10 protein-coding genes are annotated in these 12,708 nt (G+C 73.3%); 8 read left to right on the forward strand and 2 right to left on the reverse strand.

Going from position 1 to position 12,708, the window contains the following annotated elements; all coding sequences use genetic code 11:
* Positions 1-4: 4 nt before the first annotated feature.
* The 7 genes from lysA (at position 5) to GJQ66_RS02360 (ending at position 10,135) form a co-directional block, all read left to right on the forward strand.
* Positions 5-1,441, forward strand: coding sequence for a diaminopimelate decarboxylase (gene lysA / locus GJQ66_RS02330; RefSeq protein WP_155047740.1), 1,437 nt, complete (start codon positions 5-7; stop codon positions 1,439-1,441).
* The gene (locus tag GJQ66_RS02335) at positions 1,438-2,754 is read left to right on the forward strand and encodes a homoserine dehydrogenase (RefSeq protein ID WP_155047741.1); all 1,317 of its coding nucleotides are present in this window, start codon (positions 1,438-1,440) and stop codon (positions 2,752-2,754) included. The genes lysA and GJQ66_RS02335 overlap by 4 nt, the downstream gene beginning before the upstream one ends.
* Positions 2,755-2,756: 2 nt before the next feature.
* Entirely contained in the window at positions 2,757-3,710 is a 954-nt protein-coding gene (gene thrB, locus GJQ66_RS02340; protein WP_155047742.1) for a homoserine kinase, read from the forward strand.
* A gap of 13 nt (positions 3,711-3,723) precedes the next feature.
* Positions 3,724-5,127, forward strand: a complete 1,404-nt coding sequence (thrC, locus tag GJQ66_RS02345; protein ID WP_155047904.1) for a threonine synthase — start codon at positions 3,724-3,726, stop codon at positions 5,125-5,127.
* A gap of 218 nt (positions 5,128-5,345) precedes the next feature.
* On the forward strand, positions 5,346-7,577 hold the full coding sequence (rho, locus tag GJQ66_RS02350; protein WP_368732565.1) for a transcription termination factor Rho: 2,232 nt from the start codon (positions 5,346-5,348) through the stop codon (positions 7,575-7,577).
* Between the two features lie 10 nt (positions 7,578-7,587).
* The gene (gene prfA, locus GJQ66_RS02355; protein ID WP_368732566.1) at positions 7,588-8,667 is read left to right on the forward strand and encodes a peptide chain release factor 1; all 1,080 of its coding nucleotides are present in this window, start codon (positions 7,588-7,590) and stop codon (positions 8,665-8,667) included.
* 28 nt (positions 8,668-8,695) lie between these two features.
* Positions 8,696-10,135, forward strand: coding sequence for an amidase (locus GJQ66_RS02360; RefSeq protein WP_155047744.1), 1,440 nt, complete (start codon positions 8,696-8,698; stop codon positions 10,133-10,135).
* On the opposite strand, the gene epsC is transcribed toward GJQ66_RS02360, so the two are convergent.
* Both epsC and cysK read right to left on the reverse strand, forming a co-directional pair.
* On the reverse strand, positions 10,132-10,695 hold the full coding sequence (gene epsC / locus GJQ66_RS02365) for a serine O-acetyltransferase EpsC (RefSeq protein ID WP_155047745.1): 564 nt from the start codon (positions 10,693-10,695) through the stop codon (positions 10,132-10,134). The genes GJQ66_RS02360 and epsC overlap by 4 nt on opposite strands.
* Before the next feature lie 25 nt (positions 10,696-10,720).
* The gene (gene cysK / locus GJQ66_RS02370; protein ID WP_155047746.1) at positions 10,721-11,659 is read right to left on the reverse strand and encodes a cysteine synthase A; all 939 of its coding nucleotides are present in this window, start codon (positions 11,657-11,659) and stop codon (positions 10,721-10,723) included.
* Positions 11,660-11,796: 137 nt separating this feature from the next.
* On the opposite strand from cysK, the gene prmC reads away from it, so the two are divergent.
* Positions 11,797-12,708, forward strand: coding sequence for a peptide chain release factor N(5)-glutamine methyltransferase (gene prmC, locus GJQ66_RS02375; RefSeq protein WP_368732567.1), 912 nt, complete (start codon positions 11,797-11,799; stop codon positions 12,706-12,708).

Here is a 12,708-nt window from a genome sequence, read left to right on the forward strand (position 1 = left end):
CCCGATGGTCACCTCGCCCGTTCCCGCCCACCCGCTCGCGCCCGCCTGGCTCGCCGTTCCCGCCGACGCGAACGACCTGGCCGAGGGCGTCTGGCCCGCCGGTGCGCGGCGCCAGGCGGACGGCGAGATGACCTTCGCCGGGATCCGCGTGACCGCGCTCGCGGCGCGCTGGGGCACGCCCGTCGTCCTCATCGACGAGGACGAGGTGCGCGCCCGGGCCGCGCGGACCCGCGCCGCGTTCCAGGCGGCCGCCGCCCGCCACGGCGGCGCGGCCCGCGTGTACTACGCCGGCAAGGCGTTCCTGTCGGCCGAGATCGCCCGATGGGTGCGCGCCGAGGGCCTCGGCGTCGACGTCTGCTCCCGCGGCGAGCTCGAGACCGCGCTCGCCGCGGGCGTGCCCGCCGGCGAGATCGGCTTCCACGGCAACAACAAGAGCGCCTCCGAGCTCGAGCGCGCGGTCGAGGTGGGCGTCGGCACGATCATCGTCGACTCCCCGCTGGAGATCGAGCGCCTCGCCGCCATCACGGAGCGGCTCGGCCGGCCGCAGCGCGTGCTCGTACGCGTGCGCAGCGGCGTCCACGCCGACACCCACGCCTTCCTTGCCACAGCGCACGAGGACCAGAAGTTCGGCTTCTCGCTTGAGGAGGCCGAGGGTGCCGTGGCGCGGATCCGCGAGCTGGCGCACGTCGAGTTCTCGGGCCTGCACTGCCACATCGGCTCGCAGATCTTCGGTGTCGACGGCTTCCGGGAGTCCGCCGCGCGCGTGCTGGAGCTGCACGAGCGCCTCGCCGCGTCGGGGCCCGTGCCCGTGCTCAACCTCGGCGGCGGGTTCGGCATCGCGTACACCCGGGTCGACGACCCGGCGCCCATCGAGGAGCTCGCCGACGGCATCGTCGACGCCGTGGCCGCCGAGTGCCAGGCGCGGGGCATCGCGCTCCCGACGCTGTCGTTCGAGCCGGGCCGCTCGGTGGTCGGCCCTGCGGGCATGACGCTGTACGAGGTCGGCACGACCAAGCCCGTCCAGGTCGCCGCGGGCGAGTCGTCGGCCACCCGCCTGTACGTCGCCGTGGACGGCGGCATGAGCGACAACCCGCGCACGGCGCTCTACGGTGCCCAGTACTCCGCGCGCATCGCCTCGCGCGCCGGCGACGGCGAGCCGGCGCTCGCGCGGGTCGTCGGGATGCACTGCGAGTCGGGCGACATCGTCGTCGACCACGAGTTCCTGCCGTCCGACGTCGCGCCGGGCGACCTCGTGGCGGTCCCCGCGACGGGCGCCTACTCGGCGGCCATGTCCAGCAACTACAACCACGTCCCGCGCCCGCCCGTCGTGGCGGTGCGCGGCGGCGAGGCGCGCGTCATCGTGCGCGGCGAGACGATCGACGATCTGCTCGCCCGCGACGCGGGCCTGGCCGCCCCCGCCCCGACCAAGGGAGAGAAATGATCGATCACCGCACCCTGCGCGTCGCGCTGCTCGGCGCCGGTTCCGTGGGATCCCAGGTCGCGCGCCTGTTGATCGAGCGCGCCGACGAGCTGGAGGAGCGCACGGGCGCGCGCCTCGAGCTCGCGGGCATCGCCGTGCGCGACGTGGACGCGCCGCGCGACGTCGCGCTCCCGCGCGAGCTGTTCACGACCGAGGCGCACGAGCTGATCGTGGGCAGCGACATCGTCATCGAGCTCATGGGGGGCATCGAGCCCGCGCGCACGCTCATCCTCGACGCGCTGCGCTCGGGGGCGGACGTCGTGACGGGAAACAAGGCCCTGCTCGCGACGCACGGCGCCGAGATCTTCGACGTGGCCGACCAGGTCGGCGCATCCGTCTCGTACGAGGCCGCCGTCGCCGCGGCGATCCCGATCATCCGCCCGCTCAAGGACTCGCTCGCGGGCGACCGCGTCGACCGCATCTTCGGGATCGTCAATGGCACGACCAACTACATCCTGGACCGCATGGACAAGGAGGGCGCCGCCTTCGACGCGGTCCTCGCCGACGCCCAGCGGCTCGGCTACGCGGAGGCCGACCCGACCGCCGACGTCGAGGGGCACGACGCCGCGCAGAAGGCCGCGATCCTCGCGAGCCTTGCGTTCCACACGAACGTGCCACTCGAGGCCGTGCACTGCGAGGGCATCACCGGCGTCGACGCCGACATGATCGAGAACGCGCGCGGCGCGGGCTTCGTCATCAAGCTGCTCGCCACCTGCGAGCGCCTCCCCGCCGAGGGCGACGAGCCCGAGGCGATCTCGGTCCGCGTGTACCCGGCGCTCGTCAGCCGCGAGCACCCGCTCGCGAGCGTGCACGGCGGCAACAACGCGGTCTACGTCGAGGCGGAGGCCGCCGGGCCGCTGATGTTCTACGGCGCTGGCGCCGGCGGCGTCCAGACGGCGTCCGCGATCCTCGGCGATGTCGTTTCCGCCGCGCGCCGCCACATCGCGGGCGGCGTTGGCGTGGGCGAGTCGGCACGCGGCGACCAGCCAGTCGCGCCGATCGGGCGTATCACGACCCGCTACCAGATCACGCTCGAGGTCACCGACGAGCACGGCGTGCTCCAGACCGTCGCGGGCCTGCTCGCGGAGGGCGGCGTCTCGGTCGCGACGATCGAGCAGACGCTGTCGCACGACGCGGACGGCGCCTCGCGCGCCCGCCTCGTCATCGGCACCCACCGCGCGCGCGAGCAGGCGCTCAGCGACGCGGTCGCGCGGCTCGACGCGTCCGACGTCGTCGAGCGCGTCGTCAGCGTGCTGCGCGTCGAGGGCGACTGACGATGACCACCGCACCGCGCACGGTGCACGTGCGCGTCCCGGCCACGAGCGCAAACCTGGGCCCGGGATTCGACACCCTGGGGCTCGCGCTTAGCGTGTACGACGAGCTTGAGGTGACGGCGCTCGCCCCGGGTCAGCTCGAGATCGAGGTGTCGGGATCCGGCGCCGAGGACATCCCGCGCGACGAGTCGCACCTCATCGCTCGGACCATCCGCTACTGCTACGAGTCGGTCGGCGTGCCGGCGCCGGGCTTGCGGATCCGCGCCCGCAACGGCATCCCCCACGGCAAGGGCATGGGATCCTCGGGGGCCGCGGTCGCCGCGGGCGTCCTCGCCGCGCGCGGCCTCCTCGCGGGCCGCGCGGAGCTGAACGACACGGACCTGCTGCGGCTCGCGACCGAGCTCGAGGGGCACCCCGACAACGTCGCCCCCGCGCTGTTCGGCGGGCTCACGATCGCGTGGACCGAGAACGGCGCCCCGCAGCACAAGAAGCTCCTCGTCCACCGCGGCGTCGCGCCCGTCGTGTTCGTTCCCGACCGCACGATGTCGACGTCCACGGCCCGCAGCGTCCTCGGCCCCGAGGTCTCGCGCGAGGACGCGGTGTTCAACGTCTCGCGCTCGGCCCTGCTGATCGCGGCGCTCACGCAGAGCCCCGACCTGCTGCTCTCGGCGACCGAGGACCGGCTGCACCAGGAGTCGCGGTCTGTCGCGATGCCCGAGACGTTCGCTCTCGTGGGCGCGCTGCGCGAGCGCGGCTTCGCCGCCGTCGTGTCGGGCGCGGGCCCCAGCGTTCTCGTGCTTGCCGACGGCCCGGGCGGGCGCCTCGAGGCGGCCGAGGTCGCGCGCGCGGCGACAGACGGATCCTGGACCGCCCTGATGCTCGCCGTCGACTTCCTCGGCGGCACCGTGCGCGACCAGATCGACGCAAGAATGGAGCCTGTCGGTGACGGATCGTGACGTGAGGACCCCCATGCAGTACATCTCCACCCGTGGCGGCGGCGAGCCGATGACGTTCTCCGAGGCGCTGATCGAGGGTCTCGCGCGCGACGGCGGTCTCGCCGTGCCCGCCGAGATGCCCGAGGTCTCGCCCGAGACCCTCGGGTCGTGGCGCGGCCTGACATACGCCGAGCTCGCGGCCGAGGTCATCGGCCTGTTCGCGACCGACATCCCGCGCGCCGACCTCCAGCGCATGACGCGCGACGCGTACGCCGGCTTCCCGGACGAGGTCGTGCCGCTCACGCCGCTCGACGGCGGGCTGACCCTCGTCGGCCTGTCCGAGGGGCCCACCCTCGCGTTCAAGGACATGGCGATGCAGTTCCTGGGCCAGGTGCTCGAGTACCAGCTGGAGCGGAGCGGATCCGTTCTCAACATCCTGGGCGCGACATCGGGCGACACGGGATCCGCCGCCGAGCACGCCCTGCGGGGCAAGGACCGCGTCTCGGTGTTCATGCTGTCGCCGAAGGGGCGCATGAGCGCGTTCCAGCGCGCGCAGATGTTCTCCCTCGACGACGAGAACATCCACAACATCGCCGTCGAGGGCGTCTTCGACGATTGCCAGAACCTGGTTAAGCGCCTCGCGGGCGACGTCGTGTTCAAGCAGGAGAACCACCTCGGCGCGGTGAATTCGATTAACCTCGCGCGCATCACGGCGCAGGTCGTCTACTACGTCTGGGCGTGGCTACGCGCGACCGACGAGTCCGGTCCGCGGGCCGTGTCCGTGACGGTGCCGTCGGGCAACTTCGGCAACATCCTCTCCGGCTTCTACGCCGCGCGCCTCGGCGTGCCGCTCGCGCGGCTCGTGCTCGCCACGAACGAGAACAACGTCCTCGACGAGTTCTTCACGACGGGCGTGTACCGTCCCCGCGCGGCCGCCGAGACGCTCGCGACCTCGAGCCCGTCGATGGACATCTCCAAGGCGTCGAACCTCGAGCGCTTCATCTTCGAGCTGTTCGGGCGCGACCCGGAGCGGGTCGTGGCGGCCTGGGCGCAGCTGGACGAGGACGGATCCTTCGACATCGGATCCGATCTGCCGCGGCTCTCGGAGGAGTTCGGTTTCGCGAGCGGGACGTCGACCCACTCCGACCGGGTCGCGACGATCCGCCAGGTGCACGACGCGGTCGGCGAGATCATCGACCCCCACACGGCCGACGGCGTGAAGGTCGCGCGCGAGCACGTCGAGGACGGCGTGCCGATGCTCGTGCTCGAGACGGCCAAGCCGCAGAAGTTCGCGGAGACGATCCGCGAGGCGCTCGGGATCGAGCTGGAGTACGGGCCGGAGGTGCGCGAGATGCTCGACGCCCCGCAGCACGTGACCACGCTCCCTGACGACGCGGAGGTGCTGGCCGCCTTCATTCGCGACCGCGCGCTCGGCTGACCTGCCGGGTGATACAGTGAGGGCACAGCGGAGGGTGCCTCGTCGCACACACTCTTTCACCTCCGTCGCAACTCTGCGAAGCCCCGCACGGATCCCCGACGGTCCCTCGTGAGCGTTCTGCCCGCGAGGAGCAACCGGGTGGTCACCGCGCCGTGTCTCGGCGCGGATCCCTTTCCCTGTGCGGATCGGCTCTGACATCCCTAACCCAAGGAGCACTCGTGGCATCCACCACCGAGAACGGCGGCGACGCCGCCGCACAGCAGCACCAGGACGACATCGCGCAGGCGATCCGGGCCGCCGAGGAGGCGACCTCGCCGAAGCGCGCGCCGCGTAAGCGCGCGCCGCGCCGCGCCACCACGGCGTCCACCGCCGAGGCGCAGGAGGCCGCGGCCGCCGCGCCCGCCGAGGCCGCCACGGCCGAGACCGCCGCCGAGCAGCCCGCCGCGGAGGAGGCGCCCGCGGCCGCCCCGCGCAAGCGCGCGCCGCGCCGTACCAAGGCGCAGATCGAGGCCGACAAGGCCGCCGCCGCGGCTGGAGAGGCCCCCGCGGCCGACGCCGCCGAGGGCGAGCCCGCGGCGGAGAAGCCGGCGGCGAAGAAGCCTGCTCGCAGCCGCGCGAAGAAGGCCCCGGAAAAGGCCGCAGAGTCGGCCGAGGACGCGCCGCAGTCGGACGCCGCCGCGGCGACCGACGCGCCCGCGGAGCCGGCCGCCGAGGAGAAGCCGGCGGCGAAGAAGCCCGCCCGCAGCCGCGCGAAGAAGGCGCCCGCGGCCGCCGAGACGACCGAGGCCGCCACCCCGGCCGCCGAGGCGACGTCCGAAAAGACGTCGGCCGAGGACACGGCCCCGGCCGCCGAGAAGGCGCCGGCGACCGAGGCCGCGCCGGCCGCGGAGAAGGAGTCCGCCGGTGAGGCGGCCCCGACCGTCAAGCCCGCGCAGGAGCTCGGCGACGCCGAGGCGTCCGCCGGGACCGAGAAGGCCGACGCCGAGGGCCCCGCCGAGGGATCCGAGGGCGCGGACGACGAGCAGGAGGGCTCGGGCCGCAGCCGCCGCAGCCGCTCGCGCAACCGCCGCAAGAAGTCGGGCCAGGACGGCGACGGCGAGGACGCCGCGGGCGAGTCGCGCCAGAACGGCTCGCGCCAGAACGGCCAGAACGGCTCGCGCCAGAACGGTCAGAACGGCTCGCGCCAGAACGCCGACCAGAACGCCGACGCCCGCGGGCGGGGCAAGCGCGGCCGCGGCCGCGGCGGCCAGGACGAGTTCGAGCCGGAGATCCACGAGGACGACGTCCTCATCCCGATCGCGGGCATCCTCGACGTGCTCGACAACTACGCCTTCGTGCGCACGACGGGCTACCTCCCGGGGCAGCAGGACGTGTACGTCTCGCTCGGCCAGGTGAAGAAGCACAACCTCCGCAAGGGCGACGCGGTCGTCGGCGCGATCAAGCAGCCGCGCGAGGGCGAGCAGGGCGGGCGCCAGAAGTACAACGCGCTCGTCAAGGTCGACTCGGTCAACGGTCTCTCGGTCGACGACGCCGCGGGGCGCGTGGAGTTCTCGAGCCTCACGCCCCTGTACCCGCAGGAGCGCCTCCGCCTCGAGACCGCGCCGGAGAAGCTCACGCAGCGGATCATCGATCTCGTCGCGCCGATCGGTAAGGGCCAGCGCGGCCTCATCGTCGCGCCGCCCAAGGCGGGCAAGACGATCGTCCTGCAGCAGATCGCGAACGCGATCGCGCAGAACAACCCGGAGGCGCACCTCATGGTCGTCCTCGTGGACGAGCGCCCCGAGGAAGTCACCGACATGCAGCGCTCGGTGAAGGGCGAGGTCATCGCCTCGACCTTCGACCGTCCCGCCGAGGACCACACGACGGTCGCCGAGCTCGCGATCGAGCGGGCCAAGCGCCTCGTCGAGCTGGGCCGCGACGTCGTCGTGCTGCTCGACTCGATCACGCGCCTCGGCCGCGCCTACAACGTCTCCGCGCCCACCTCGGGCCGCGTGCTCTCGGGCGGCGTGGACGCGTCGGCCCTGTACCCGCCGAAGAAGTTCTTCGGCGCGGCGCGCAACATCGAGAACGGCGGATCCCTCACGATCCTCGCGACGGCGCTCGTCGAGACCGGGTCGAAGATGGACGACGTGATCTTCGAGGAGTTCAAGGGCACCGGCAACTCCGAGCTGCGCCTGTCGCGCCAGCTCGCCGACAAGCGGATCTTCCCGGCCGTTGACGTCAACGCGTCCTCGACGCGTCGAGAGGAGATGCTGCTCAGCTCCGACGAGGTGCAGATCACGTGGAAGCTGCGCCGCGCCCTTGCCGGCATGGACCAGCAGCACGCGCTCGGCGTGATCCTCGAGAAGCTCAAGGAGACCGGCTCGAACGTCGAGTTCCTTGTGCAGATGCAGAAGAGCATGCCGACGGGCGGGGGTCGCGGCTCCGGCCACGACAACGAGATCCGCTGATCGGCCGCACGTGTTCGAATCCGTTCAGTCGCTGATCGACGAGCACCGCCGGGTCCAGGAGGAACTCTCCGACCCGGCGGTGCACGCCGACGCCGCGCGCGCTCGCCGCGTCAACCGCCGCTACGCCGAGCTCTCGAAGATCGTCGCCGCCCACGAGCAGTGGGTCTCGGCGGGCGAGGACCTCGCGGCCGCCCGCGAGCTCGCGCGGGAGGACGAGGCGTTCCAGGACGAGGTCCCGGGGCTCGAGGATCAGCTCGCCCAGGCGCAGGAGCGCCTGCGCCGACTGCTCGTTCCGCGCGACCCCGACGACGCGCGCGACGTGATCATGGAGATCAAGGCGGGCGAGGGCGGCGCGGAGAGCGCGCTGTTCGCGGCCGATCTGCTGCGCATGTACTCGCAGTACGCGACCTCGCGGGGCTGGAAGACGGAGATTATCGAGTCGGACGCGTCCGACCTCGGCGGTTACAAGAACGTGCAGGTGGCGTTCAAGGGTTCCTCGAACGATCCCGCGCAGGGGGTGTGGGCGCATCTCAAGTTCGAGGGCGGTGTCCACCGCGTCCAGCGCGTGCCCGCGACCGAGTCGCAGGGGCGGATCCACACCTCGACGACGGGCGTGCTCGTGTTCCCCGAGGTGGACGAACCGGGCGAGCTGGAGATCAACCAGAACGACCTGAAGATCGACGTGTATCGCTCGTCGGGACCCGGCGGGCAGTCGGTCAATACGACCGACTCGGCCGTGCGCATCACCCACGTCCCCTCGGGGATCGTCGTGTCGATGCAGAACGAGAAGTCCCAGCTCCAGAACCGTGAGGCGGCCATGCGCGTGCTCCGGGCGCGCCTGCTCGCCAAGCAGCAGGAGGAACTCGCGGCGGTGGCCGCCGACGCGCGCAAGAGCCAGATCCGGGGAATGGACCGCTCGGAGCGGATCCGCACCTATAACTTCCCCGAGAACCGGATCGCGGATCATCGGACGGGCTTCAAGGCCTACAACCTCGACGCCGTCATGGACGGCGCGCTCGAGGCCGTGATCACGAGCTGCATCGAGGCCGACGAGGCCGAGCGGCTCGCCGCGGTCGGCGACCAGGCCTGAGCGGCCCGGCGCGCGGCAGACTGGGGGCATGGTGCTTCCGGAACGCCCCCTCGCCGAGCTGATCGCGACCCTCGCCGCGGGGGAGGCCTCGCCGACCTCGGCGGTCAGCGTCGCAATCGCGCGCGCCGAGGAGGGCGCAGCGCTCGGCGCCTTCGTGCGCCTCACGGGCGAACGCGCGCTCGAGCGCGCGCGGGCACTGGAGCGCGGCGCGCCGGCCGGCCTCCTCTGGGGCGTGCCGCTCGCGGAGAAGGACCTCACGGCGCGCGCCGGCGTGGAGACGGAATACGGATCCCGGGCGTTCGCCGGCCACGTGCCGGAGGTCTCGGATCCGCTCGCGGCGGCCCTCGACGCGGCGGGCGCCGTGAGCATCGGCAAGACGAACACGCCGGAGTTCGGCCTGACGGGATACACCGAGTCGGCCGTCGCGCCGCCCGCGCGGAACCCGTGGGATCCGGTGACGGGCGCCGGCGGGTCGAGCGGGGGTGCGGCCGTGGCCGTGGCGACCGGGATGTTGCCGGCGGCCCCAGCCTCCGACGGCGGCGGGTCCATCCGCATCCCCGCGGCCACCGTGGGCGTCGTGGGGCTCAAGCCCTCGCGCGGCCGGCTGCCGTTCGCGAACGGGCTCGAGACGCCGGGCGGGCTCTCGACGGCGGGCGCGATCGCGCGCAGCGCGGAGGACGCGGCGATTCTCCTCGACGCGCTCGTCGCCGGCGGGCCGCACCACTTCGCGACGCGACCGCCCGGCCACGGTCCGTTCGCGCCCGCGGCGCGCCAGGATCCGCCGCGCTCGCGGATCGGCGTCACGCTCGCGACGCCGTGGGACGGCTGGACCTCGACCGACCTCGACCCCGCCGCGCGCGCGGCGTTTGACCGCGCGATCCGGATCCTCGGCGGCGCCGGCCACGACGTCGCCGACGCGGCGTGGCGGCCAGTCGGCTATCCGGAAATGTTCCTCACGCTGTGGCGCGCGTCGGCGGCGCGGATCCCGATCGCCGATGGCGACCTCGACGCGCTCGCCGAGCCCCTGACGGCGTGGCTGGTCCGGGAGGGGCGCGCCCTCGGCGCCGCGGAGCTGCTCGCGGCGCAGCAGCGCCAGGCGGCGTTCGAGCGGCGAACGATCGCGGACTTTGCCGCGTTCGACGCGGTGCTGACCCCCGCGCTCGCCCTGCCGCCGCGGCCCGTCGGCTGGTACGCGGGGGTTACCCCGGAGGAGAATTTCGCGCGCCAGTGTAGCTACGCGCCGCACACGAGCTTCGTGAACGTGGCGGGGCTCCCCGCGATCACGGTGCCGGTCGGCGGCGAGGGTCGGCCGTGGAGCGTGCAGCTCGTCGGGCGCCCGGGCGGCGAGGAGCGGATCCTTCAGCTCGCTCGCCAGCTGGAGGACGCCCGCGGCCCCCTCCCATATCCACAATTCTCCGAGAAGTCCGCCCGGAATCCGGGCGGACTTCTCGGAGAATTGTGGACTTAGATCTGGTACTCGGGGGCGCTGAGGAGGTCGCGCGTGCGCTCGTGCGGCCCGCGGGCGCGGACCTTGGCCGGCACGCCCAGGAGGACGCTGTCGGGCGGTGCGTCTCGGGTGACGACAGCGTTCGCGCCGACGGCGCTGCGCGCCCCGACCACGACGGGACCGAGCACCTTGGCCCCCGCGCCGACGACGACCCCGTCCCCGAGCGTGGGGTGGCGCTTGCCCTTCTCCAGCGAGCGGCCGCCGAGCGTGACGCCGTGGTAGAGCATGACGTCGTCGCCGACCTCGGCGGTCTCGCCGACGACGACGCCCATCCCGTGGTCGATGAAGAAGCGGCGCCCGATCGTGGCGCCCGGGTGGATCTCGATGCCCGTCAGCCAGCGCACGAGCTGGGACAGCGCCCGCGCCGGGAAGCGCAGGCCGCGCCGCCAGAGCGCGCTCGCGACGCGGTGGGCCCAGATCGCGTGCAGGCCGGGATACAGGAGCGCGATCTCGACGAAGCCGCGCGCGGCCGGATCCCGGCGGCGCGCGGCTTCGAGGTCCTCGCGGAGGTGCAGTGCCATAGAGAGGTGCGAGTCCCGTCGAGGGTCAGTCGTCCTGCAGGTGCTCCCAGAGGAACGTGGAGATGTAGCGCTCGCCCGTGTCGCAGATCACGGTGACGATGTTCTTGCCCGCGTTCTCGGGGCGGCGGGCCAGCTCGAGCGCGGCCCACACGTTGGCGCCCGACGAGATGCCGCCGAGGATGCCCTCCTTCGAGGCGAGATCGCGGGCGGACTCGACCGCCTTCTCGAGCGGCGCCTGGATGACCTCGTCGATGACGTCGCGGTCGAGGATGGCCGGCACGAAGTTCGCCCCGATGCCCTGGATCTTGTGGGGGCCCGCCGTGCCTTCGCTGAGCAGCGGCGAGTCGGTCGGCTCGACGGCGACGATCTGCACGCCGGGGACCTTCTCCTTGAGGGCCTGGCCGACGCCCGTGATCGTCCCGCCCGTGCCGACGCCCGCGACGAAGATGTCGACGGCGCCGTCCGTGTCGGCGAGGATCTCCTCGGCCGTCGTCGTGCGGTGAATCTGCACGTTGGCGTCGTTCTCGAACTGGCGGGCGAGGACCGCGCCCGGCGTCTCGGCCACGATGCGCTTGGCCTCCTCGACGGCGCCGTTCATGCCCTTGGCGGGCTCCGTGAGCACGAGCTCGGCGCCGAGGGCGCGCAGCAGCACGCGGCGCTCCTTCGACATGGAGGCCGGCATCGTGAGGATGACCTTGTAGCCGCGCGCGGCGCCCACGAGCGCCAGCGCGATGCCCGTGTTGCCGGAGGTGCCCTCGACGATCGTGCCGCCGGCGGGAAGCTCGCCGGACGCCTCGGCGGCGTCGACGATGGCGACGCCCAGGCGGTCCTTGACGCTGGAGCCGGGGTTGAAGAACTCGAGCTTGCCGAGGACGTTCGCGCCGACGCCCTCGGTCACGCGGTTGAGCCGCACGAGCGGCGTGCCGCCGAACGTGCTCGTGATGTCGGAGTGGATCGCGGACATGGTGTGCCTTCCTCGGGGTTCGGGTGAGGGATCCGGGCGAATCGGCGGACCTGTCGTCAGCCTAGGGGGGAACGCGGGGGAGCGGGCCGGTCTGTGACGGAGGATTTCATCGGGGGAGGGGCAATAGGCTCGCGGGTGTGACCGACACCCCCGATCGCGTGCCCCTGCGCGAGGCTCTCCGCGGCGCCGCCGACGTCCTTGCCCGCGCCGGCGTCCCGGACCCCGTCGTCGACGCCGAGCTGTTGGTGGCCTGGGTGCTCGGGCCCGACACCTCGCGCGGATCCGTCCAGGCCGCGGCGATCCGGGGGGACGCCCTGGACGCCGCCGCGCACGCGCACCTCGTCGGCCTCGTCCGCCGGCGGGCGACGCGCGAGCCCCTGCAACACATCACGGGGTTCGCGCCGTTTCGTCACCTCATGCTGCGGGTCGGGCCGGGCGTCTTCGTGCCGCGACCCGAGACCGAGCTCCTGGCCGAGATCGCGATCGGGGCGCTGCGCGCCGCGGCCGAGCCCGAGCCGATCGCGATCGACCTCGGCACCGGCAGCGGCGCCATCGCGCTCGCGATGGCCACGGAGGTGCCGCACGCGCGCGTCGTCGCCGTCGAGCGCTCCGACGAGGCGATCGTGTGGACCCGCCGGAACATCGACGCGCTCGCGCCCCGCGTCGACCTCCGCCACGGCGACCTCGCGGACGCCGGCGCCGACCTCACCGGTCGCGTCGCCGTCGTGGCCTCGAACCCGCCCTACGTGCCGGACGACGCCATCCCGCGCGACGAGGAGGTGCGGCGCTACGATCCCGCTGCCGCGCTCTACGGCGGCGCGGACGGCCTCGACGTCGTGCGCGTGATCAGCCGCGTGGGTCGGCAGCTCGCGCGGCCCGGCGGATCCCTCGTCCTCGAGCACGGCGAGTGGCAGGGCGAGGTCATCCGGGACATCCTCGCGGGCGACGGGTGGGACGCCGCCGCGACGCACCGCGATCTGACGGGTCGAGACCGCGTGACGACGGCGCTTCGTCCCGCGGAGACGGGATCCGCGGGCGGGCGAACGTAG

This window comes from Microbacterium sp. ZXX196, from assembly GCF_009709595.1.
Taxonomy (GTDB): domain Bacteria; phylum Actinomycetota; class Actinomycetes; order Actinomycetales; family Microbacteriaceae; genus Microbacterium; species Microbacterium excoecariae.